Raw genomic sequence first — 22,961 nt, 5'->3', positions numbered from 1 at the left:
TAGTTCGAGATTATAATCATCAAACCTGACTGTAGCGGCGGTCAGGTTTTTTTGGTACGCTTGGATATGATATAGTTTTTGTAGGATGGGCCTGTACAAGGCAACCGTCGTATGAACGGAGGATGAAGGGCGTGTCGTTATCTTATTTGTGGAGCCGGTCGTTCTTGACGAGCCGGCCTTTTTTATGGCTGCTGTTCTGGTGTAATCTGGTAGGAACAGTGTATGGGTACATATGGTATGGGGGGCAGTTGGCATATACTCTAAATTATCATCCGATGTGGCAGATTGTATTTGTGCCTGATAGTCCGACGGCGAGTCTGTTTTTTACGATCTCTATAGCATTTTTGCTCTATTCTCCGCGTCTCAAGAGCTTGAAGGTCATTCGACAGATCATGGAGGCGTTGGCTGTTGTCACGAGTGTAAAATATGGCATATGGGCTTCAGCTATTATTTTTTGGGGAGTTGCGCAGGGCGGACATATGATATGGCAGGATTGGATGCTGGTGGCATCTCACACGGCAATGGCGGTCGAAGCGTTACTGTTCGTGCGTTTTTTCACCTGCAAATGGGCTGCTTTATGCCTAGCCGCACTCTGGACATTGTTAAATGATACGATGGATTATACATTTGGTATATATCCGTATCTTCCAAAGACGCTAATGGATAATGTACCGCAAGTGCGTGCGTTTACCTATATGCTCACCCTTGTCAGTATCGTAGCAGCATGGCTTGCCATGTTTGCGCGCAATCGAATGAGAGTAGAAGTGAAGAAATAGAAAGGAATCCGTGATGATCATAAAATAAGAAAGAGCTTTAATCATTTAGCTACACAAAGTTTTGGTTTGATTTTGAAGAAAGTTCTAGTCCCGGTAACCTTGCCATACAGTAAGGTGAGGAGGGATGTCCCATGATTAGGGGTCAGACGTTTCAAATTACGATACGTATTGTTTCGAGTGTTGTATTATCTATGGTCCTGATGCTGTCCGTCTGCGTCCCTCCAGGTGTGGCAGAAGCGCGTGATCAATCAAAACCCATAGGAAATACAAAAGAAATTGAGGAACTGGATCATGCAGCTGCGATACTGTACCGGGATGTGATGGACGGGAACATTGAAAAAGCGCGCGCGGATGTAGCCGAGGTGAGTCGATGGTTTGGCACCGGACAGGTGCAGGCAGCGTTATCTGTAGAGGCCATTCATGCTTTGTCCGGCAGCATCCTTGAGGTGCAGCAAGCTACACAGTCCGTCCAAGTATCACCAGATGAGTGGGTGAAGGCTGCGGCCAATTTACGACTTGCGACAGATGCGCTTGCACATCCGCGTCAGCCCTTATGGCAGCAGTATTATAAGATTTTAAAAGAAGATGTTAGCGGTTTGAACAGCCAGTTTGCTAAAGGTAACATGAAGGGTTTCAAAGCTGGAGCCGCAGTGCTGGAGGACCATTATGAGACGATTCGTACAGCAGCATTGATACATGGCAGAACAAGTGAGGTTGTCCGGGCTGATTCATGGATTTCCTACGTCAAAGGATTGGGTGATCAGCAATACGCAGATGCCTCAGCGATTAGAGGGGCGTTGGATCAGGGAAATCCGACGTTTAATGCCTTGTTTGGACGTGAAAAAGACGCCACTGCACTGGCGCCATTTATCCCGCGTGAAAGTGAGCGCCGGGCAGAATTGGCAATCGGCATGATTGTTCTGCTGGCGCTGGTCTATGCAGGTTATCGTAAATATCGAGCTGGTTTCTCTGGATAACGATGCAAATTCGAACATTCGCGTCGTTGGCTGCTGAGCCATCCATATATGTTAGCCCATCGCCCGGATTTCCGGGCTATTCCTCTTTGAACCCCTCTCCATGTACATCATGCACATCCTGTATGATAATAAACGCCCGTGGATCAACCGATTTAACAATTTGGTGCAAACGTCGTATTTCCTGACGAGGCACGACACAATAGGCAACATGCTTGGCCTGCTTGGAAAATGCACCTACAGCCGGAATAATAGTAACTCCGCGATCCATGTCTCTAATAATAATATCCGCAATGTCCATCGTGTGGTCGCTGATAATCATAAAGGCTCTGGCGGAATAGGCGCCTTCTTGTATAAAATCAATAATCTTGGACGCGATGAACACGGCGACTAATGTATATAGAATTTTTTCTTTTGGTATGTAAAGTAGTGAAGCACCGATAATGACGATATCAATGACCAGCATAATCCTTCCCATACTCCAGCCAAACTTCCGGTTAAGAATACGAGCGATTATATCCGAGCCGCCCGTGGTGCCGCCAAAGCGGAACACAATACCTAATCCGGCCCCAAGCGTAACCCCCGCATATAATGAAGAAAGTATAAAATCGTGTTCAGTTTGAAATGTTCCCATCCATCCGAGATGAATCATTTTTTCATACAACCACAGAAAAAAAGTGAGCGACCCAATACCTACCCCTGTATATAGAATTTGCTTGCCCCCAAGCATTTTCCATCCAATTAAAAATAAAGGAATGTTCAGAAGCAATGTGGAGAGAGAGGGTGAAATCGAAAAAGCATAATTGAGCAGCAGGGTGATCCCAGTAATACCACCTTCCATCAGTTTACTGGGTATAATAAAATAAAGCAGACCGAATGCATAGATGGCGGTCCCGAGCACAATGGGTAAAATCATTTTAAGCTGTTCCATGGACTTGGATATCTTCATATAATCCCTCGCAGTAGCAGTTTAAGGAAGAACGACTTCATGCTGATTTTGCTAATCGCAGCTCCTTATATGTAGTATACCTTTTTACGGTAGCTTTAAAAGACTGATGACAGTAAGTTGGGGTCGTAAGTTCACAATTAAAAAAAATTTGTTTTAAAATGTGCTTTACGATAACATATGAATAAACCTGCACATGGGGGGATTGCGTGTTTCATGGAAAAATCATTAGATGAAATTCAACGTGAGGTAGACCAGTATATATCTCAATTTAAGGAAGGGTATTTTAGCCCTTTAGCGATGTTGGCCCGGATGTCTGAGGAAGTCGGGGAACTGGCGAGGGAAGTCAATCACTCCTTTGGCGAGAAACCGAAAAAAACGGATGAGGCGGACAATTCCATTGAGCTGGAGCTGGGGGACATTTTGTTCATCACCATCTGCTTTGCGAACTCGCTAGGTATAAATTTGACCGAGGCACATGATAAGGTTATGCATAAATTTAACACACGTGATGCGAATCGTTGGACCAAAAAGGACACCGATTAGGCGCTTTGTACATATGCTGTACCAAACCGGTTACCCGGAGGTGCAGTGTCATGAAGGCGGAGGAATACGTTCAGAAAGCTTATCAGTGCATTTTGCAGAACGATTTTGAGCAGGCCGTGGAATGGTTTGAAAAAGCAATTTCAGCTCAGCCTGATCATGCGGAGCATTATTTCCGGTGCTCGGTTACCTATGCTCGTAGTGGTCGTTTGGAGCAGGCTCTCGCATATGCAGAGCATGCGGTTCGTCTCGCTCCACAGCAGGATGAATATGTTCTCCATCTACATGCGCAGGAAGCCAGGCAGCATACGGAGAAGGCCAGAAAAATGCTGGATGTCGACAGAGCTACGCCGCAGGTGCGTCAGGATGCGATCTTGTTACTGGAACGAGCAATAGCCCTCGATCCGTTATGTGGGGATGCTTTTTTGCTGCTCGCATTGATTTATGACGAAATGAATGAGTATAAGCTGGCTGTGCAGGCTGCTCGTGAGGCGGCTGCACTGTTTCCTCACAATGTGCAGCTTGCCAACCTCATGAAGAAGTTATGCCAGCAGATGAATGAACAGATCTAGCACAAATGGATGCATAAGGAGTTGTAGGGATATGTCAGAACCAATAAAAGTGGCTGTTGTAGGAGCAGCAGGGCGTATGGGCCGTGAAGTTGTCAAATTGGTTCTTCAAGATGAGGAACTACAGCTTGTGGCCGCAGTGAACAGAACACATGCCGGCAGTGATGCCGGCCTTCTCGTCGGACTACCGGAAGCGGGTATCGCTATTGTGGAGGATGTGGAGCAGGCATTACTGGATAGCCGAGCGGATGTCATGGTCGATTTTACGGGGCCGCGTTTTGCATATGCACATACAGAGCTTGCTATCAAGCATGGAGTTCGTCCGGTTATCGGAACAACAGGGTTTACTCCCGAACAGATTGATGAACTGGACAAGCAGTGTCGTGAGCAGCAAATTGGTGGTCTGATCGCGCCAAACTTTTCAATTGGCGTCATTTTGATGATGCGGTTTGCGGCTCAGGCAGCGAAATACTTCCCACATCTGGAAATTATCGAATATCATGGTGACCAAAAATTGGACGCGCCATCGGGCACAGCCATTAAGACCGCAGAGCTGATCGCCGAACAGCGTGAAGAGCTGCGACAGGGTAACCCGGAAGAGGAAGAAACGTTAGAAGGATCACGGGGAGGTTACTATCAAGGGTTTCGTGTCCACAGTGTCCGTCTTCCCGGTGTGTTCGCACAGCAAGAAGTGATATTCGGAGGGTTTGGACAATCTCTGAAGATTCGTCAGGATTCTTATGAACGGGCGGGCTATATGCCGGGTGTTAAAATCGGTATTCAGAAGGTCATGGAGCAGCCAGGGCTTGTATATGGATTTGAGCATTACATCGATTAAGAATACGCGAATGATTGGACGAATGAAATTATAGAATGAGGCAGGAGGAACTTCGAATGTTAAAGATTGCATTTATAGCGCATGACCGAAAAAAGGATGAAATGGTAAATTTCATAACGGCCTATGAGCATGTTTTTACAGATCACAAGTTATTTTCAACAGGTACAACAGGTCTGCGCATTATGGAGCAAACCAAGCTTGAAATTCACCGTTTCATGTCCGGGCCGCTTGGAGGAGATCAGCAAATCGGGGCTATGGTTGCACAAAATGACATGGACTTGATTATATTCTTGCGTGATCCGCTCATGGCACAACCGCATGAGCCGGACATTAGTGCCTTGTTACGTTTGTGTGACGTGCAGGGGATTCCTTTGGCAACAAACGTTGCAACTGCTGAAATACTGGTGAAAGCGCTGGACCGAGGCGATTTTGCTTGGCGTGAGCTGGTACATAAATATAAACCGGGCATTGACCAGCAGGGTGATATATAATGACGCTGGACATCCTGATTTTCGGAGCTCATGCTGACGATGCAGAAATAGGAATGGGAGGCACGATTGCCAAGCATACAGCCGCTGGTTTAAAGGTGGGCGTGTGCGATTTGACGCGGGCTGAAATGTCATCCAATGGTGATGTGGATACTCGTATGTCAGAAGCTGAACATGCTTCGAAAGTGCTCGGGCTTGCTGTGCGGACGAATTTGGGTCTGCCTGATCGTGGATTATATGTAACTCCTGAACATGTAGCTGCAGTTACAGCAGAAATCAGGCGCCATGCACCGAAAGTCGTATTCGCTCCTTATTGGGAGGATCGGCATCCAGACCATGTCATGTGTAGCAAGTTGGTGGAGGAAGCGGTATTTAACGCGAAGTTGCGACGTTTTATGCCAGAAAATCCTGCGGTACAGGTAGAGCAATTATATTTTTATTTTATCAATGATATTGGCAGAACGGATTTGATTGTGGATATCACCGAGCATTATGAAGTCAAGGAACAGTCATTATTGAGTTATGCTTCGCAATTTCAGGCAGCGCCTGGAAAGGATACAGTATCCACTCCATTAAATCAGGGATATGTGGAACGCGTAAAAGCTCGCGACTCGTTGTTGGGTCAGCGCAAATTGATTTCGTATGCGGAAGGCTTTGCGTCCAAAACGCCATATCTGGTTAAGCTATTCACATAAGAATTCTATACTTGAGCATTTTGCAGAGTGTTAAAATAAATCGGCAGAAAAGTTATCACTGGTGATCGGAAGGAGGCAGCTAGCTTGAATGACAAACTGAAAATTGGGATTACCTGTTATCCGTCGCTGGGTGGTTCCGGCGTAGTGGCTACTGAGCTGGGCAAGTTGCTGGCAGAAAAAGGGCACGAGGTTCATTTTATTGCCAATAGCATTCCGTTCAGATTAGGCGGGACGTTTCAGAAAAATATTTTTTATCATGAGGTTGAAATTAACGATTATTACGTGTTTAGATATCCGCCCTATGATTTGTCACTGGCGACCAAAATGGCCCAAGTCGCACAAATGAAGAATTTGGATGTACTCCATGTTCATTATGCGGTACCACATGCAGTATGCGCTTACTTGGCGAAGGAAATGGTGGGTGATCATCTGAAGGTGGTAACCACCCTACACGGTACGGACATTACAGTCTTGGCACAGGATGAGTCGTTGAAGGACCTGATTCGGCTGGCTATTAACAAAAGTGACGCTGTGACGGCGGTTTCCAAAGATTTGATTCGGGAGACGATAGATGCGCTGGAAATTACACGGCCTATTGATTTAACCTATAATTTTGTAGATAAACGGGTGTATTATCCACGAGATGCCGCTGCGCTTAGAAGAGACTTTGCCCAACCGCATGAAAAAATAATGATGCATATTTCCAATTTCCGTCCTGTCAAAAGGGTGGGCGATGTGTTGGATATATTTGAAAGAGTGCAACGAAAAGTGCCTGCGAAGCTGCTGCTGGTGGGGGAAGGACCGGATCTACCAAAAATCCGTTGCAAAATTGAGGATTTAGGACTTCAAGACAAGGTCTTCTTTTTAGGTAAGCAGGATCAGATCGCAGAAGTGATTTCTATGGCGGATGTGCTGCTGCTTCCCTCGGAAAAAGAAAGTTTTGGTTTGGTTGCGCTGGAAGCAATGGCCTGTGGAGTGCCGACAATCGGTTCTCAGGCCGGAGGAGTTCCTGAACTCGTTGTGCATGGAAGTACGGGGTATCTTGCTGAAATTGGTAATACTGAGGCGATGGCTGATTATGCAGTTGAGCTGTTGTCCGATGAAGCGATGGCGGAACGTTTCCGTGAAGCGTGTCTGACCCGCGCCCGTACCGTTTTTTGTGATGAGCTGATTACCCGTCAATATGAAGAAATCTATTACCGTGTGTTGGGACGCGAGGTGCCGGATCTTAAACCGATCAGCGTTTAAGGGGGCGGACTCGCGTCCGTTTTTTATATTGAATACTTGCAAAGGGGGAAACCCTATGAATACAAATACTTGGCAATGCGCTGACCAAGAGATGGCACTTCATGGCAGAGAGGTCATACATACACTAACAGCAGCAGGCCACGAAGCTTACTGGGTTGGCGGCTGTGTGCGGGATGAGCTATTAGGACGAGCTATTCATGATATGGATCTGACCACTTCGGCTGAGCCTGAACAGGTCTTAGCGCTATTCCCTCATGTTATTCCGACAGGAATCCAGCATGGGACGGTAACGGTTATGCAGGGTGGCCATGCGTTCGAGGTGACCACTTTTCGTACAGAAAGCGGTTATGCCGATCACCGCCGTCCAACGGAAGTTGCCTTCGTGAAGGATATCCGTGAGGATCTGATGCGACGGGATTTTACTATGAATGCGATTGCGATGGCAGAACACGGAGAGCGGGTGGACCCGTTTGGGGGAGAAGCCGATTTGCGAGCTGCTCTCGTTCGTTGTGTGGGACGAGCTGAGGAACGCTTTGAGGAGGACGGGCTGCGAATGCTGCGTTGCATCCGTTTTGCCTCTGTATTTCGGTTCCGGGTGGCCTACAATACCTGGAAAGGTATGATCCGTCGCAGAGAGGGACTTCGATATATAGCCATGGAACGGGTACGAGTCGAGTTAGAAAAGATGCTAGCGGGGCCTGACCCATTACGTGGATTGGAGATGCTGGGACGTAGCGGATTGCTTGGCTGTACGAAGGTTCCGGTTCCCTGGGAACAATGTGACGCACAGGCGCTCAAGGAGATCGTGCAGCTGCCAGCAGAGCTACGGTGGGGTTTGCTCCTTATGTCTTGTAGACTTAGCTCCGAGGCAGCGGACGAGCTATTAAGAGCTTGGACCTTCTCCAACGCCGTACGTTTGCGTTTGGTTCATTTATTGGAATGGGAGACCGAGCTCATCAGCCATGCTGTTGCCATAGCTGACAACTCTGTTTCGAGAGATTCTGACCCTATCAACGACGAGGTACTGCGTCGTAACTGGATTCGATTGTTAATTAAGCTGGGAAAGGATACAGCTTCAGACTGGCTGGAGCTTCACAAGACACTGCCTTCTTCGTTCCGTGGATTACCGCCGTGGGTAGAAAAGCATGTGAAGAAGATTGCCGAACTGGCAAACTCGTGGACACAGCAGGCTGTCGTCGTTCGTATCAAAGATTTAAATATTACTGGAAATGAACTGGTTCAGGCAATGAATCGACCAGGTGGACCTTGGCTGGGGCAGATGATGGAACGGCTTTTACAAGCGGTCGCTTGCGGAGATATCCCGAATGAAACAGAAACATTGCTTCAGGAAGTGAAACGGGTGATGAGTAGTGAATAATCATGATAGACTGTTAGGCATACTGGAGGAAGGTTCATCCGATTACGTATCTGGTGAGGAGATTAGCCGACGCCTCTCCGTTAGTCGCACAGCAATATGGAAGCAAATCAACAAACTGCGTGAGCTGGGTTATAATATCGATGCCTCTTCGCGCCGGGGCTATCGGTTGATATCTCGGCCTGACCGATTGGAAGTATCCAAACTGGCAGATCTATTAACTACACAATCGTTTGGCCAGCGTATCATAGTGCTGGATTCGACGGTATCCACTCAGCAGGATGCTATGCGTTTAGCAGAAGAGGATGCGCCGGAGGGAACGGTAGTGCTGGCAGAAGAACAGACGGCGGGTCGGGGACGTCAGGGACGTAAATGGTATTCCCCTCGCGGCAAAGGGATATGGATGAGCATTGTATTGCGCCCCACCCAGCCCTTAGCTTTTACCCCCCAGCTAACGCTACTTACAGGTGTAGCAGTGTGTAGAGCCATTCGTCGGCTGACGGGTGTGGAGGCAGGAATCAAATGGCCAAACGATCTGTTGATTCATGGTCGCAAAGTATCCGGTATTCTGTTGGAATCTGCAACAGAGGATCAACGGGTCCGCTACTGTATTGCAGGGGTCGGCATTGACGTAAATTTAAATAAAGAAGATTACCCGGAAGAGCTATCCCATGTAGGGACATCCTTGAAAATAGAAGCAGGACTTGAAATTGACCGTACTGCACTGATTGCTGCAGTTCTGGAAGAAATGGAGCTGCTAAGTAAGTTGTATGCCGAGCAGGGGTTCCAGCCCATAGCCATGCTGTGGGAGGCGTTATCCGTGACGATGAACCGCAGCGTTCGGGCACATACGGGACAAGGGATAGCGGTAGAAGGTACAGCGGTGGGCTTGGACCCTTCAGGGGCACTAGTGATAGAAACGAACCAGGGTGAGCGGATTCAGGTTATTTCAGGGGATATACAATTGTAGAAGCGACCCTAGCTGAGTATACGACCACAATCTTTCTGTTTCCTGTGTGAAACTTCACGTGAAAAAGCTGATGTTTTTTGTTATACTGTGCAGGAGGCGGCATCGGACGGTCCGAGCTGCACTCCAAGGGCACATTGCTCTACTTTAGCAAGTTTGTAAGACCATCATAACTTCATTTGAAGGTTACGTTGGATTCTGCTCTGAGCCGAACAGGACCGAGACAGAAGGGACGATCTCAAAATGAGTGTCTTTTTTGGCTGTTCGGACCTTTTGATGACGCAGATGTACAGGCGTTCATAAAAGGTTATTTTTTGTGCCAAAAAAAGATGGAAGGGAGCCATTCGCGATGGCAGGAAAACAAGCGCTGAATATTGTAAAAATGAAAAAAATGAAGCAGGAGGGCATTCCGCTCAGTATGCTGACCGCCTATGATTATCCATCGGCTAAGATAGCCGAGGAGGCGGGAATTGACATCATTCTCGTGGGGGACTCGCTGGGTAACGTAGTTCTTGGTTACGATTCGACCATCCCTGTGACCTTGGATGATATGGTGTACCATTCCCGGACAGTTGCAAGAGGCGCTGAGAATACATTTATCGTAGCGGACATGCCTTTTATGACATATCACGGCAGCATATCCGAAAGTCTTCAAGGCATCCGCCGTCTGATGCAAGAAGGACATGCGCATGCTGTTAAATTGGAGGGCGGAGCTGAAATTACCGATGTCGTAAAAGCGACTGTTCAGGCAGGTGTACCTGTGCTGGGACATATCGGGCTTACTCCGCAATCAGTTAATCAAATTGGTGGCTATCGCATTCAAGGTAAGGACGAAGCAGACGCACGCCGGTTGATGGCAGATGCCAAGGCATTAGAGCAGGCGGGTGCCTTTGGTATTGTCTTGGAATTGGTGACTGAGGAAGTGGCAACGGCGATTTCTAAAGAACTTTCCATTCCAACCATTGGAATCGGTGCAGGACGTGGATGTGACGGTCAAGTACTTGTTTATCACGATCTGATTCAGTACGCATCTCCTTATTTCAGCAAACGCTTTGTTAAAACCTATGCCGATGTAGGCGGCTTGATCCGCAGCAGCATTGAGCAGTATGTGAGTGATGTGAAAGGGCGGGCATTCCCGGCCGCAGAGCATGTATTCAGCGCGGATGACCGTGTTGTGGAGTCCCTGGAGTCCTTGTACGGACAGGCAAAAGGACAAGCGCAGAAACAAGCTAAGGAAAAGGTGGAATCTCAGTCATGATCATCGTAAGAGAAGTGGCTCAACTACGCAAGGTTATTGCCGAACGTCGGCAACTTGGAGCCAATGGAGCAAAAACGGTACACGATTCTGCCTCTTTACTGCAACATAAAGTCGGCTTTGTACCAACGATGGGATACCTGCATGAAGGACATGCGAGCTTGATGCACAAGGCGCGTGAAATGGCAGATACGGTGGTGCTTAGCATTTTCGTAAATCCGATCCAATTTGGACCGAATGAAGATCTGGAAAGCTATCCCCGCGATGAAGCTCGTGATTTGGAGGTAGCACGGCGTGAGGGCGTGGATATTGTATTTTTGCCAACTGTAGCAGAAATGTATCCACAACCAACCCAAACCAAAATTCGTGTATCCGCTTTGACAGATCGCTTGTGCGGTGCTTCCCGTCCCGGCCATTTTGATGGTGTGACTACGGTGGTAGCCAAGCTTTTTAACATGATAGGTCCTGATTTGGCCTTTTTTGGGATGAAGGACGCACAGCAGGTTGCTGTGCTCCAGCAGATGGTGACTGATCTCAATATGAACGTGACTATCGTACCTTGTCCCATCGTCAGAGAGGCGGATGGTTTGGCCCTCAGCTCCCGTAACGTGTATTTAAGTGCAGAACAGCGCGAGCAGGCATTGGTGCTGTCCCAGTCACTGCGTAAGGTGCAAGAAGTGAGCGAAGATATTGTAACAAACACAATTACGATTCGTCAGTTACATCAAATGGTGGAGTCCACCATTACTTCCTCTCCTTTAGCAGACATTGATTACATTGAAATTTTAACTTTTCCTGGTCTGGAGCCCCTTCTTCCCGAGCAGCGGCTATGTGATGTTCAGGAAGACATCATCGTAGCGCTAGCTGTGAAATTTGGCAGTACCCGACTGATTGACAATATAAGAATACAGAAGGCGGAGGTGCTTTCCCATGTTTAGAACTATGATGAAATCCAAAATTCACCGCGCTACGGTTACGGAAGCTAACCTGAACTATGTGGGGAGTATCACTATAGATGAAGATCTCATGGAGACATCGGATCTGTTGGAGAATGAAAAGGTTCAAATTGTAAACAATAACAATGGAGCTCGACTGGAAACCTATGTTATCCCCGGACCGCGTGGGAGCGGCGTGATCTGTCTCAACGGTGCGGCAGCTCGTTTGGTGCAGCCTGGTGATACAGTCATTATTATTTCCTATGCTTCCATGTCAAATGAAGAGGCCAAAACATACAAACCAACAGTGGTATTTGTTGATGAACATAATAAACCAGCCCAAACGATGAACAAAGAAGTACATGCGACGATCATGTAATGAATGGGAGTGCGGATGAAACCCGTCTTTTAAGCGAAAAATGTGAGTGTATTAATCCATCTTTCATAAGGGCGGGATGCACATGTTCCAGCATGTATTCGCAGAAATGAACAGCATGTTAGATGATATCGTGAAGCATTACCCATCAGCCCAGGGCTCCCGCAGGCAGGAGCTGCTACAGCACTGGAGTCTGCTGCGGAGAATGAGTGACGGAATTATGGATGAGTGGCTGGCCTTTGAGGAAAAAATGGTGTGCCTGCGTGCGGCCGGCTTTTCCGCGGAGACCGATATGTCTGACACGGAGCTGCCTGAAAAAGAGCTGCCGGCTTTTAGTCGGGGGCAAGGGTATTATCGATTACTTATGTACCCTGAGGCGATCCAACAATTTGAGCAGGTACTACAGCATTTTCCGAACAGTTGGCAGAGTCGCATGTATATGGGAATGGCCTATTTTCAACTAGATGATCCAGCAGAAGCTGTATACCATTTTCAGAAGGTGCTGGACCTGACTGAGCAGGCAGGACTAAAAGCGGTCATCTATAATGCGCTAGGCTGTCTGTTGGCAAAGCAGGCTGACGTAGAGGAGGCGCAAAAATGTTTTGCTCTCGCACATCAGTTAGATCCTGCGTTACCCGAGCCGCTGCACAATATGGAAGCCTGTTTGTCCGGTACCGAAAAGCTTCGATACGACAGCTCCATAATGACCTGGATGTAGTTGTCAGACACCGAGTAAGACGATGCATGCCCACCTCCTGAGGCGGCGTATGCATCGTCTTTTTTGGCTGTCTTAATTTCCAAACACGCGATCTTCTGCTATGCTAATATACGGAGTTATTATTTTTGTAAGTGTCATAAGAAAGGATTAAGCCCGAATGAAATTTGCGGTATTGGATTTTGAAACGACAGGCACCCAGTCCGCGGATGACATCATTCAAGTCGGACTTGCAATTATAGATCATGATAACAGCATTTCCCGTGTTTACGGCTCTTATGTAAACCCTGGCAGATCTATTCCACCTTTTATCACTGGATTGACCGGAATTACAGACGATGACGTGAAGGATGCACCTGCACTTGAAGAAATGATGATGGAGCTTGTGCCTATGCTGGACGATGTTGTACTGGTCGGTCATAATGTGGCGTTTGATTTTAATTTTTTGCAAAACGCTCTGGATCGGTGCGGATACTTGCCATTTAGCGGAAGAATCTTGGATACAATGGATTTTCTGAAAATTATGTTTCCATCACTATCTTCGTATCAGTTGGGTTTTGTGTCTTCTGAGTTCGGGCTGGCACATGATCGCCCTCACCAAGCAGACAGCGACGCATTGGCTACGGCCGAGGTGTTTTTAAAGTGTCTGGGTGAGCTTCAAGCATTACCTCTGATAACGATACAGCGGCTTAGTGATTTGTTTGCAGAGGAAGACAGTGACCTTGGATGGTTTCTTGATGGGGTGCGTGAAGAGAAAGAGCTTGATCCTATTCAGGATTTGGAGGGATATCAGTTTTTTCGTCAGCTTGCGCTAAAAGTGGAAGATTGGACGGAGCTAGCTGCTCCGCGTAGAGAAGATGACCCGAATCCACTGTCAGGTGTTACCTTTGAGGAGTACATGGATGATGTGCGGGACAATTTGCGTTCATCCTTGAGTCAATATGAGGAGCGCGAGGCGCAGATACAGATGATTGAGGGTGTGAATCAGGCACTGAGTGAAGACAAGCATCTGCTGATTGAAGCAGGTACAGGAACAGGGAAGTCTCTGGGTTATTTGCTCCCATCGCTGTATCACAGTGTGAAAAAGGGACAGCGCGTTATGGTGAGTACACATACGATCAACCTGCAGGAGCAATTACGCGAGCGCGACATTCCGATGCTGACCAAGGTGATTCCGTTTCCGTTCCGGGCTGCTATTTTCAAGGGTCGGGGACATTATTTGTGTCTGCGTAAGTTTGAACATAAAATAAACAGAAGAGACTTCGCTACACCGAAGGAAGATTTAATTACAGCGGCTCAGATGATCGTCTGGTTGACGCTAACAGAAACCGGTGATGATGAAGAACTGAATCTGAGCAACCGTGGAGGGGATTTCTGGGAAACGGTGGCGAGTGATTCAGAGTCCTGTCTTGGTCGTTCCTGCCCATGGTTCCGCAAATGTTATTATCATCGTGCACGCCATGAAGCAGGAATAGCGGATGTTGTTATTACGAATCACTCTAAGTTGTTCACAGACGTCAAAGCCAGTCATCAGTTATTGCCGAGCTATGAACATCTGGTGATAGATGAAGCCCATCACCTGGAGGAAGTAGCTGGTAAACACCTAGGTATGCATATGAAATATTTCACACTCGTGCATACACTGACGCGACTGTTCAAAGACAGCAAGAATGGACAACTGCCTTCACTTCGTCAACAGTTGGCGAAATCGGGGCACGAGAAGTCGGCAGATTGGGCCTCAACTATCGACCAGCTGTATCCGCTCGTGTTAGAGGTGAAGGAAACTTGGGACCTGCTAAGCGACAAGCTGTTTGGCATGTTGCCGGAGCGAAGTGATGCGACACCGGGTGAAACAGGACAGTTTTCTTCCCGTCTCAAACCTTCGGCCAAGCCTGCAAAGTGGGATCAGGCGGGAGCTTTGGAAAATCAGCTATATGTAACGATGAGCGAAATTTTGCGCAAGGGCGACAAGCTGATGCTGGACGTCAAGGAAGAACATGACGATTATGCGGCGGATAGCCTTATTACAGATATCACGGGTCTGCTCAAGGATTTGGCGGGGATTCGAGAAAATTTGCGCTTTTTTATCCGACTCGATGATGAAACAACCGTATACTGGCTCGAGGCAAGCGGGCAATTCCGTAGTAAATCATTGCAATTTTATGCGGTACCCGTCGATGTGAGCCGCCAGTTGAAAGAAATGTTTTTTGACAAAAAAAGAAGCATTATTCTGACTTCTGCTACCTTGTCGGTAGATAAGTCGTTTCAGTACATGATCGATCAGCTCGGCTTACAGGAGGCCGCAGATCAAGAGCGGCTGATGACTTCGCAGCTCCCGTCACCCTTTAATTACAGGGATCAGGTGTTGCTGGTTATTCCACGGGATTTCCCAAGTGTGAAGGGCAGTGTAGGAGATGCGCATTTTGTAGATATGCTCGTTAGCTCTCTAGGAGCGACTGCTCAGGCGACACGTGGGAGAATGCTCGTTCTGTTTACGTCCTATCGGATGCTCCGGCAAGTGTATGAGCCGCTCAAAGAGGCCTTAGCATCCAGCGAAATTACTGTGCTGGGACAAGGTGTGGACAGTGGAAGTCGCAGCAAGCTAACCCGCCGGTTTCAGGAAGCGAAAGCTTCTGTATTGCTGGGGACCAGCAGTTTCTGGGAAGGCGTCGATATTCCGGGGAAGGCTCTGACTTGTCTAGCCATTGTTCGCTTGCCGTTTCAACCGCCGAATCACCCGCTGCTGGAGGCAAAAAGCGAACTGCTCCAGCAGCAGAAGAAGAATCCATTTATGAAGCTGTCTGTACCGCAAGCGGTCATTCGCTTCAAACAGGGATTTGGTCGGTTGGTACGTACAGCGAACGACCACGGGGTCGTTATCGTTTATGATACGCGTGTGATTGAATCCTATTACGGAAAGCACTTTTTGTACTCGTTACCGGGACCAAAAATGGAGCATATGCCATCGGAGCAAATGGTGCCCCGCATCGCCGAATGGCTCCAATCCGCCCCGGAGACAGAGGCATAACGGACGGACATAAGTATGTTCGTTACAATTAGGGGGAGCAAGTATGAAATCAGATAAAATTTCAGAGGCTGTCGTACGGAGGTTACCCGTATATTTACGTTATCTGAATGCACTGCACAAACGGGAGGTGGCTACGGTCTCTTCTCAAGAGCTGGGACAGAGGCTAGATTTGAACCCGGCCCAAATCCGTAAAGATCTTGCTTATTTTGGAGATTTTGGTCGGAAGGGTATCGGTTATGATGTTTCTTATCTCATTGAGAAAATACGCCATATCCTGAAAATCGACCAACAAATTAATGTAGTATTGGTCGGAGCGGGTAATCTGGGGCAAGCCCTTTCGAATTATAACGCTTATTTAAAAGACAATATGAAGATTGTGGCGGTATTTGATGCGTTTCCGGATAAGGTAGGAACCAAGATCAATACATTGGTCGTGCAACCGATGGATGAACTGGAAGCGACTGTGAAAGAAAAAAACATTCGAATCGGGATTATTACCGTACCTGATTTTGAAGCACAGCACGTGGCTGATAGGCTTATTGATAGCGGAATTGGAGCGATCCTGAACTTTGCACCGACTACTCTCAAGGCACCAGCCAACATTCGGATTCATGCCACAGACTTTACAACTGATTTGCTTAGCCTCGCTTATTATTTGGAGGACGGAAAGGAAGAAGCACAATATGACAGTGAATAAATGGATGATTAAAAACGGATCTTTTGCCGTAAATGGACCAGAAGCAGGGGTAGTCCATGGTTTTATGATTGTGGAGGATAGTCGTATTACTTATATTGGCGAAACCTTGCCTGCGGGTGAGGAAGAGACGGAAGCGATCGATGGTAAAGGGCTATTGTTTTTACCTGGTCTGATCAATACTCATGGTCATGCGGCGATGTCTCTACTGCGTGGGCATGGAGATGATTTGGCACTTCAAGTATGGCTTCAGGAAAAAATGTGGCCTATGGAAGCCAAGTTTACATCTACAGACGTGTACTGGGGTACGTCCTTGTCTGTGCTGGAAATGCTGAAAGGTGGAACAACAACCTTCCTCGATATGTACGATCATATGGATGAGGTGGCTCGTGTGGCTGAAGAGTCAGGTATTCGTGCAAGTCTGATGCGTGGAGCAATTGGACTATGTTCGGAGGAAGAACAGCGAATCAAGCTGGCAGAGGCCGTGACTTTTGCGCGTAACTGGCACGGTAAAGCAGACGGCCGTATTACAACGATGATGTCACCGCATGCGCCATATACATGTCCACCTGCGTTTATTGAAAAATTCGTACAAGCTGCGCATGATCTGGACTTGCCACTGCATACGCACATGTCTGAGACGATCGCCGAAGTAGAGCAAAACGTACGCGACTACGGTTTGCGTCCGGTTGCACACTTGGATAAGCTTGGCTTTTTCTCCCGTCCTTCGCTTGTTGCCCATGGCGTTCATTTGAACGACGAAGAAATAGCTTTACTGGCAGAACGTGGTGTAGCGGTTTCCCACAATCCTGGCAGCAACTTGAAGCTGGCAAGTGGTGTGGCAAGAGTGCCTGAATTGCTGCGTGCAGGGGTTACGGTTTCTCTCGGAACGGATGGTCCTGCCAGCAATAATAACCTGGATATGTTCGAGGAAATGCGTCTGGCAGCACTTATTCACAAGGGTGTATCCGGTGACCCTACGGCAGTTCCTGCAAGTGAAGCGCTGCGTCTGGCAACAGAATACGGTGCAAAGTCGATTGGTTTAAAAGAAGTAGGAGCGTTGGCAGCAGGCAACAAGGCTGACTTTATCGCGCTGGATCTGAATCAGGCACATTTCTTGCCGCGTACAGATCTTATTTCCCATGCGGTATACTCTGCAAGCGCCAAGGACGTGGCTCATGTGTGGGTAGACGGTCGTCAGGTTGTGAAAAACGGCGAATGCCTGACTATGGACGAGGAACGTATCAAACATGAGGCACAAGCCGCCTTTGAAGGGCTGCTGTCGCGCTAATTCAGGTGTCACATCCCCTTAGAGAGGAAGCACGGGTTTGAAAAATAAGAAAAAATGGATAGCGGTCGCCATTTTGGCCGTGATACTGATCCTGGTCAGCATTTTCTGGTATTATTCCTATGTTACTCAAGACCAGGTGGCTGAGAAAAATGCCGCTATCATTAAGGCCAAGCAATCAGGTGGTCTGGTTAGCACGACTCAAACATGGAAGTCTGTGTGGGATCAGGTATATTGGGTGGTTCAAGGGAAAAATGCACAGAATGAAAATATAATGGTATGGGTTCCTTTTCAAAAAGTGGAGGGACAACCTAACGTACCTGCCGCAGATAATAGCGGTGTTCATACCGAGCTGCTGAAGAACGGAGTCGACGAGCAAAAAATGACGGCGCTAATTCAGCAGCAGCTTCCAGGTGTGAAAATTGTAAGCCTCCAGCCGAGTGTGTTCAATGGCGAATATGTGTGGCAGCTGTTTTACGATGATGGAAGCCATCATTACTATGCCTTTTACCGTTTTTCAGATGGGGGAGCGACGGGGGTAAAGTATACTTTGCCCAATAACTGAGCTGGTTGAGGATCAGCAGATGTGGAATGAATGACTAGTAAATGATTAAAAGCTCAAGAAAAAGACGTAAATGCGATGAAATTCGTATTTACGTCTTTTAGTCTTGCTATGCCGTAAAGATGAGCTGAATGCCAGCGAAGCATCTTTACCTACCCAACTTCTCTCCTAAGGCAAATTCATCTTTATGGCGGGCAACAGCGATCGTAAGATCAAATCCTACACGCAGCGTCCCACCTCCACCATAACCAAAGATTTTGCCTCATCACAACTCCTCCACACATTGCCTTCGATTTTAGATATACGTTATGATATACTATATTTTATAAGTGATAGACAAAAATGATAGAAAAAAGAATTGCTGATCACTGTAAGATCATGCAATTTGGTTGTTTGTTGACATTCGTCCCGTTTCTTCTGAGTATTACATTTTGAGAGGAGGATGTTGTTTGAAATTGCGTGCAGTTCCTATCGTTGTGGCGGCAGTTTTGGCAGCTTTGCTGCTATTTGGGGGATGGTTCATTTACCGTCAGGTTACAATGCAAAGTCCTCTGGAAAAACTGGTTTCTCAATATCCAGGCGTGACAAGCGCTCAAATAGATATTAAACAGGATCAGGTTGTATTGAAACTAGATCTCAAACCGCAGGCGGATGTGGCCGGATTGGTCGATGTAGTTAAGCAAAAAGGACAATCCATCATTGGCAGCCGCACCATTAAGCTCGATATTGCAGACCGTTCCAATTCAGCACTGAATCAATGGTGGTCTGAGGCTATGTTTCCTGTAGCCGAAGCGATGGAAAATAGAAAGTATACTCAAATTTCATCTACAGTTGAGCATATGAAAAAGAAAAAGACGGGTATCAAAGCTGATACCGACATGGATTCGAACAATGTCTATATCCGACTCAGCGAAGGGAAAGCGACCAAGTTTATCGTTTTGCCACGTCAATCTCAGCAGATGGGGGTATGGCCTAATGCCTAGATGGATCAAGGAAATATTAATCGGCATTGTGCCGGTAACCATTATATTTCTCGTTTTTATTGGGGTAAATATTATCCCTCTTCTAGTTGCTGGTGTGATGTTCAGCGGCTTGTTAATGCTCATGCATGCTCGTGGAGGCTTGGCCGTAGGTGCTGGGCAAGAACGTAAACGTAAAAAAAATGGCCCGGACAAGCTGACTTTTGAGGAAATCGGTGGGCAAGAAAGCGCTAAGCAGGAGCTGCGTGAGGCCTTGGATTTTTTGAATCGACATGATGAAATCTCCAAGTTTGGTATCCGTCCATTAAAAGGCGTTTTGCTCACAGGTCCTCCGGGAACAGGAAAAACACTGATGGCTAAGGCAGCGGCACACTATACTAATTCTGTTTTTGTTGCAGCCTCAGGTAGTGAATTTGTTGAAATGTACGTTGGTGTTGGAGCAGGTCGTGTGCGTGAGTTGTTCCGGGAGGCACGTACTCGTGCAGCCAAGGAAAAGAAGGAAAATGCAATTATTTTTATTGACGAAATCGACGTAATTGGTGGTAAACGTGAGGGTGGACAGCAACGAGAATATGATCAGACTTTGAATCAGTTGCTGACAGAAATGGATGGTATTTACTCGGTAGATACACCGCGGATTTTGATCATTGCGGCAACAAACCGTAAAGAAATGCTGGACAGCGCCTTAACGCGCCCAGGGCGTTTTGACCGTCATATTCAAGTGGATTTGCCTGATAAGAAGGGCCGTCTTCATATTCTTAAAATTCATGCCAAAAACAAACCGATTCAGGAAGATGCGAATCTGGATAAAATTGCTGAGGAATCTTACGGGTTTTCTGGCGCACAGCTGGAGAGCGTAATGAATGAAGCGGCAATCTATGCGATGAGACAGGATCAGAAAATGATTGCACAGAAACATCTGTCGATGGCAATTGACAAAGTGATGATGGGTGAAAAGACAGATCGAGAATCGACCTTGGAAGAGAAAAAACGTGTAGCGATCCATGAACTGGGACATGCTATTATGGCCGAAATTGTTCGTCCTGGTAGCGTAAGCCAGGTTGCACTTAGCCCACGTGGGAAAGCGCTTGGGTATGTGCGCCACAATCCACAGCAAGAGCATTATTTATACACCAAGCAGTATCTGGAGGAGCAGATTATGATCTCGCTCGCAGGGGCTACGGCAGAAGAAATGTACTATGGCGGTCGAAGTACCGGCTCTAGTAATGATTTTGAGCAGGCGCTGAACATCGTCCATACGATGATGACTTCCGGTTTGACTTCACTTGGCATTATTAACATGGAAATGGTAACGAAAGAAGAACTCATGCGGGAAAATGGCGAGATTATGGCTGACCTGCATACCCGAACTTTGGAACTGCTGGAAAAGCATCGTCCTGTGTTCGACAACTCACTTGACATCCTAATGAAGGAGGAAACTTTGTCTGGAGACCAATTTAGATGTCAATTTAGTGAAAATGCTTTATTACCAGCATAATTTTTTATGCTGGTTATTTTTTTTTACTTTTAGTCCGTGCTAAGATATTATTATCTATTGGGACATAAACATGTATTTTTCGACAAAGAAGGATACAATATATGAGAGTGACCAGGAAAGGGTGGAGTTAAGAATCATGCAATTTAAAAAAATCGGCGTCATCGGCGGCGGCACCATGGGACAGGGGATTTCTGAAATGCTCGCGTCCAAAGGAATCGATGTGCTGCTGGTAGAGCAGACACCAGAGAAACTAGACTACGCCTACAATATGATTGAAACGAGTCTGGACAAACAACTGGAAAAATGGGCAATTACTCAAGCTGAGAAAAAATTGATCTTATCCCGCATTCAGAAAGTATCCCATTTAGCGGAGCTCGGCAGCTGTGATATGGTCATTGAGACTATTACAGAGAATCTGGACGAGAAGAAAGCAGTGTTCCAAGAGCTGGACCATGTGTGTCCAAACAATATTATTCTTGCAAGTAATACATCCACGCTGAGCCTGACCGAGCTTGCCAGCTCGACCAAGTATCCAGAGCGTGTTATTGGTATGCACTTTATTTATCCAGTATCCCGTATTGATCTCGTAGAAATTATTCGTGGTTTAAAAACTTCGGATGATACCTTTGAAAACACTAAGATGTTCGTGGAAGAAATAGTGGAGAAAAAAGGAGTCATGATTTATGAATCTCCTGGATTCGTAACAAGCCGGATTATCTGTCTGCTGATTAACGAAGCGGCCCATGTACTTCAAGAAGGCGTGGCTTCCGCTGATGATATCGATGACGCTATGCGAATCGGCTATAACTTCCAAAACGGCCCTTTGGAAATGGCTGACCGCTTTGGTCTGGATTCCGTTTTGGCTGCTCTGGAGCGTATGTTCCGTGAATTTGGTGAATTGAAATATCGTCCGTCCATCGTACTGAAGAAAATGGTGCGTGCAGGTAATCTGGGCGTGAAATCGGGCGAAGGCTTCTTTAAGTACGACAAGGATGGTGACCGGATATGAAAATTCTCGTAATCAATGCAGGGAGTTCTTCTCTGAAATACCAATTGTATGATATGACGGACGAGTCCGTTTTGGCAAAGGGACTGGTAGAGCGTATCGGTATGGATTCCTCCATTCTGACGCATAAGCCAACCAATAAAGAAGAATACACCGAAGTTAGCGAAATTTTGGAACATACTACAGCCATCCGTAAAGTGCTAAACGCACTCACAGATGCTGAACATGGTGTAATCTCCAGTACTAGCGAAATTCAGGCTGTGGGCCACCGTGTGGTTCATGGAGGCGAAATCTTTAAACAGTCAGCAGTTGTAACGCCTGAAGCGAAGAGTGAAATCCGCCGCTTGTTTGACCTGGCGCCACTGCATAACCCTGCTTCCATGATGGGGATTAAAGCGGCTGAATTGAATATGCCAGATGTACCGCAGGTTGTAGTATTCGATACCTCGTTCCATCAAACCATGCCTGAAAAAGCTTATATGTACGCCATTCCAAGAGTGTTGTACAATAAGTACAAGGTTCGTCGTTACGGTGCCCACGGTACTTCCCATGACTTTGTGAGTAAGGAAGCAGCCAAATTCCTTGGTCGTCCTTTGGAAGACCTGAAGATTATCACTTGTCATATCGGTAATGGTGGTAGTATAACAGCAGTTCAAGGCGGTTTGTCTGTTGATACTTCCATGGGGATGACTCCACTGGAAGGCCTTATGATGGGTACTCGTAGTGGTGATTTGGACCCAGCAATCGTACCTTATGTCATGAACAAAGAAGAATTGACTGTCAATGAAGTCAATTCCATGCTGAACAAGCATAGTGGACTTTTAGCTATCTCCGGTATCAGCAGTGACATGCGTGAAATCACAGAAGGTATGGAAAAAGGCGAAGCTAATTCTACATTGGCATTTGAAATGTATGAATACCGTCTGCGCAAATACATTGGATCGTATGCTGCCGCAATGAACGGGGTAGACGTAATTGCATTTACAGCAGGTGTAGGCGAGAACTCCATCGTTCTGCGTAAGAGAGTGTTGGAGCAATTGACATTCCTCGGTGTCGAGCTGGATGAATCGTTGAATGCTATTCGTTCTGGCGAGCCTCGCCGGATTACAACTGCAAATTCAAAGGTAGAAGTACTGATCATTCCAACGAACGAAGAACTGGTTATTGCCCGCGACACGTTCCGTCTGGTTCAGTAGTTCGGTTCG

Annotated in this window: 23 protein-coding genes; 22 read left to right on the top strand and 1 reads right to left on the bottom strand. The window is 47.0% G+C overall.

The features are described from left to right. The first annotated feature begins 131 nt into the window (after nucleotides 1-131). Together NSQ57_RS14405 and NSQ57_RS14400 are read left to right on the top strand one after the other, a co-directional pair. Nucleotides 132-776, top strand: a complete 645-nt coding sequence (locus NSQ57_RS14405) for a DUF1405 domain-containing protein (RefSeq protein ID WP_342424968.1) — start codon at nucleotides 132-134, stop codon at nucleotides 774-776. 131 nt (nucleotides 777-907) lie between these two features. Beyond that, nucleotides 908-1,753 (top strand): sporulation protein YpjB, encoded by an 846-nt coding sequence (locus NSQ57_RS14400; RefSeq protein WP_039271103.1) that lies wholly within the window; start codon nucleotides 908-910, stop codon nucleotides 1,751-1,753. Nucleotides 1,754-1,829: 76 nt separating this feature from the next. Here NSQ57_RS14400 and NSQ57_RS14395 read toward each other — a convergent pair whose 3' ends face one another. Next, nucleotides 1,830-2,699, bottom strand: a complete 870-nt coding sequence (locus NSQ57_RS14395; protein WP_029517356.1) for a YitT family protein — start codon at nucleotides 2,697-2,699, stop codon at nucleotides 1,830-1,832. Between the two features lie 213 nt (nucleotides 2,700-2,912). On the opposite strand from NSQ57_RS14395, the gene NSQ57_RS14390 reads away from it, so the two are divergent. From NSQ57_RS14390 to NSQ57_RS14295, 20 genes are all read left to right on the top strand, one after another. Continuing rightward, nucleotides 2,913-3,242 (top strand): nucleotide pyrophosphohydrolase, encoded by a 330-nt coding sequence (locus tag NSQ57_RS14390; RefSeq protein ID WP_029517357.1) that lies wholly within the window; start codon nucleotides 2,913-2,915, stop codon nucleotides 3,240-3,242. A gap of 50 nt (nucleotides 3,243-3,292) precedes the next feature. After that, nucleotides 3,293-3,811 (top strand): tetratricopeptide repeat protein, encoded by a 519-nt coding sequence (locus NSQ57_RS14385; RefSeq protein ID WP_029517358.1) that lies wholly within the window; start codon nucleotides 3,293-3,295, stop codon nucleotides 3,809-3,811. Nucleotides 3,812-3,842: 31 nt separating this feature from the next. Beyond that, complete coding sequence (dapB, locus tag NSQ57_RS14380) at nucleotides 3,843-4,646, top strand: 4-hydroxy-tetrahydrodipicolinate reductase (RefSeq protein ID WP_029517359.1); 804 nt, start codon at nucleotides 3,843-3,845, stop codon at nucleotides 4,644-4,646. 56 nt (nucleotides 4,647-4,702) lie between these two features. Continuing rightward, on the top strand, nucleotides 4,703-5,137 hold the full coding sequence (gene mgsA / locus NSQ57_RS14375; RefSeq protein WP_029517360.1) for a methylglyoxal synthase: 435 nt from the start codon (nucleotides 4,703-4,705) through the stop codon (nucleotides 5,135-5,137). Then, complete coding sequence (bshB1, locus tag NSQ57_RS14370) at nucleotides 5,137-5,829, top strand: bacillithiol biosynthesis deacetylase BshB1 (protein WP_029517361.1); 693 nt, start codon at nucleotides 5,137-5,139, stop codon at nucleotides 5,827-5,829. Before mgsA ends, bshB1 begins: the two co-directional genes overlap by 1 nt. A gap of 84 nt (nucleotides 5,830-5,913) precedes the next feature. Further along, complete coding sequence (gene bshA / locus NSQ57_RS14365) at nucleotides 5,914-7,077, top strand: N-acetyl-alpha-D-glucosaminyl L-malate synthase BshA (RefSeq protein ID WP_029517362.1); 1,164 nt, start codon at nucleotides 5,914-5,916, stop codon at nucleotides 7,075-7,077. Between the two features lie 55 nt (nucleotides 7,078-7,132). Then, entirely contained in the window at nucleotides 7,133-8,455 is a 1,323-nt protein-coding gene (locus NSQ57_RS14360) for a CCA tRNA nucleotidyltransferase (RefSeq protein ID WP_340932481.1), read from the top strand. After that, complete coding sequence (locus tag NSQ57_RS14355; protein ID WP_029517364.1) at nucleotides 8,448-9,422, top strand: biotin--[acetyl-CoA-carboxylase] ligase; 975 nt, start codon at nucleotides 8,448-8,450, stop codon at nucleotides 9,420-9,422. Before NSQ57_RS14360 ends, NSQ57_RS14355 begins: the two co-directional genes overlap by 8 nt. 346 nt (nucleotides 9,423-9,768) lie before the next feature. After that, the gene (panB, locus tag NSQ57_RS14350; RefSeq protein ID WP_039271112.1) at nucleotides 9,769-10,677 is read left to right on the top strand and encodes a 3-methyl-2-oxobutanoate hydroxymethyltransferase; all 909 of its coding nucleotides are present in this window, start codon (nucleotides 9,769-9,771) and stop codon (nucleotides 10,675-10,677) included. Further along, the gene (gene panC / locus NSQ57_RS14345) at nucleotides 10,674-11,612 is read left to right on the top strand and encodes a pantoate--beta-alanine ligase (RefSeq protein ID WP_069011505.1); all 939 of its coding nucleotides are present in this window, start codon (nucleotides 10,674-10,676) and stop codon (nucleotides 11,610-11,612) included. The genes panB and panC overlap by 4 nt, the downstream gene beginning before the upstream one ends. Further along, complete coding sequence (panD, locus tag NSQ57_RS14340) at nucleotides 11,605-11,988, top strand: aspartate 1-decarboxylase (RefSeq protein ID WP_013371641.1); 384 nt, start codon at nucleotides 11,605-11,607, stop codon at nucleotides 11,986-11,988. The genes panC and panD overlap by 8 nt, the downstream gene beginning before the upstream one ends. Before the next feature lie 82 nt (nucleotides 11,989-12,070). Further along, entirely contained in the window at nucleotides 12,071-12,703 is a 633-nt protein-coding gene (locus NSQ57_RS14335) for a tetratricopeptide repeat protein (protein ID WP_029517367.1), read from the top strand. A 157-nt stretch (nucleotides 12,704-12,860) separates the two neighbouring features. Beyond that, nucleotides 12,861-15,728: an ATP-dependent DNA helicase DinG gene (dinG, locus tag NSQ57_RS14330; protein ID WP_318627170.1), complete on the top strand. Its 2,868-nt coding sequence runs from the start codon at nucleotides 12,861-12,863 to the stop codon at nucleotides 15,726-15,728. Nucleotides 15,729-15,771: 43 nt separating this feature from the next. Continuing rightward, nucleotides 15,772-16,425: a redox-sensing transcriptional repressor Rex gene (locus NSQ57_RS14325; RefSeq protein ID WP_029517369.1), complete on the top strand. Its 654-nt coding sequence runs from the start codon at nucleotides 15,772-15,774 to the stop codon at nucleotides 16,423-16,425. Continuing rightward, nucleotides 16,412-17,713, top strand: a complete 1,302-nt coding sequence (locus NSQ57_RS14320; RefSeq protein WP_069011508.1) for an amidohydrolase — start codon at nucleotides 16,412-16,414, stop codon at nucleotides 17,711-17,713. The genes NSQ57_RS14325 and NSQ57_RS14320 overlap by 14 nt, the downstream gene beginning before the upstream one ends. 37 nt (nucleotides 17,714-17,750) lie before the next feature. Beyond that, on the top strand, nucleotides 17,751-18,275 hold the full coding sequence (locus NSQ57_RS14315) for a DUF5590 domain-containing protein (RefSeq protein ID WP_209947384.1): 525 nt from the start codon (nucleotides 17,751-17,753) through the stop codon (nucleotides 18,273-18,275). Between the two features lie 446 nt (nucleotides 18,276-18,721). After that, nucleotides 18,722-19,255: a hypothetical protein gene (locus tag NSQ57_RS14310; protein WP_029517372.1), complete on the top strand. Its 534-nt coding sequence runs from the start codon at nucleotides 18,722-18,724 to the stop codon at nucleotides 19,253-19,255. Then, entirely contained in the window at nucleotides 19,248-20,750 is a 1,503-nt protein-coding gene (locus NSQ57_RS14305) for an AAA family ATPase (protein ID WP_029517373.1), read from the top strand. The genes NSQ57_RS14310 and NSQ57_RS14305 overlap by 8 nt, the downstream gene beginning before the upstream one ends. A 136-nt stretch (nucleotides 20,751-20,886) precedes the next feature. Further along, nucleotides 20,887-21,759, top strand: a complete 873-nt coding sequence (locus NSQ57_RS14300) for a 3-hydroxyacyl-CoA dehydrogenase NAD-binding domain-containing protein (protein WP_029517374.1) — start codon at nucleotides 20,887-20,889, stop codon at nucleotides 21,757-21,759. Beyond that, a complete protein-coding gene (locus NSQ57_RS14295) occupies nucleotides 21,756-22,952 on the top strand; it encodes an acetate kinase (RefSeq protein ID WP_029517375.1) in 1,197 nt (398 codons plus the stop codon). The genes NSQ57_RS14300 and NSQ57_RS14295 overlap by 4 nt, the downstream gene beginning before the upstream one ends. Nucleotides 22,953-22,961: the final 9 nt, after the last annotated feature.

Origin of the sequence: Paenibacillus sp. FSL L8-0502 (genome assembly GCF_038593055.1) — a bacterium.
Classification (GTDB): Bacteria; Bacillota; Bacilli; order Paenibacillales; family Paenibacillaceae; genus Paenibacillus; species Paenibacillus polymyxa_D.
The sequence above is the reverse complement of the archived record's forward strand: the minus strand, read 5'-3'. Positions and strand labels throughout refer to the sequence as shown.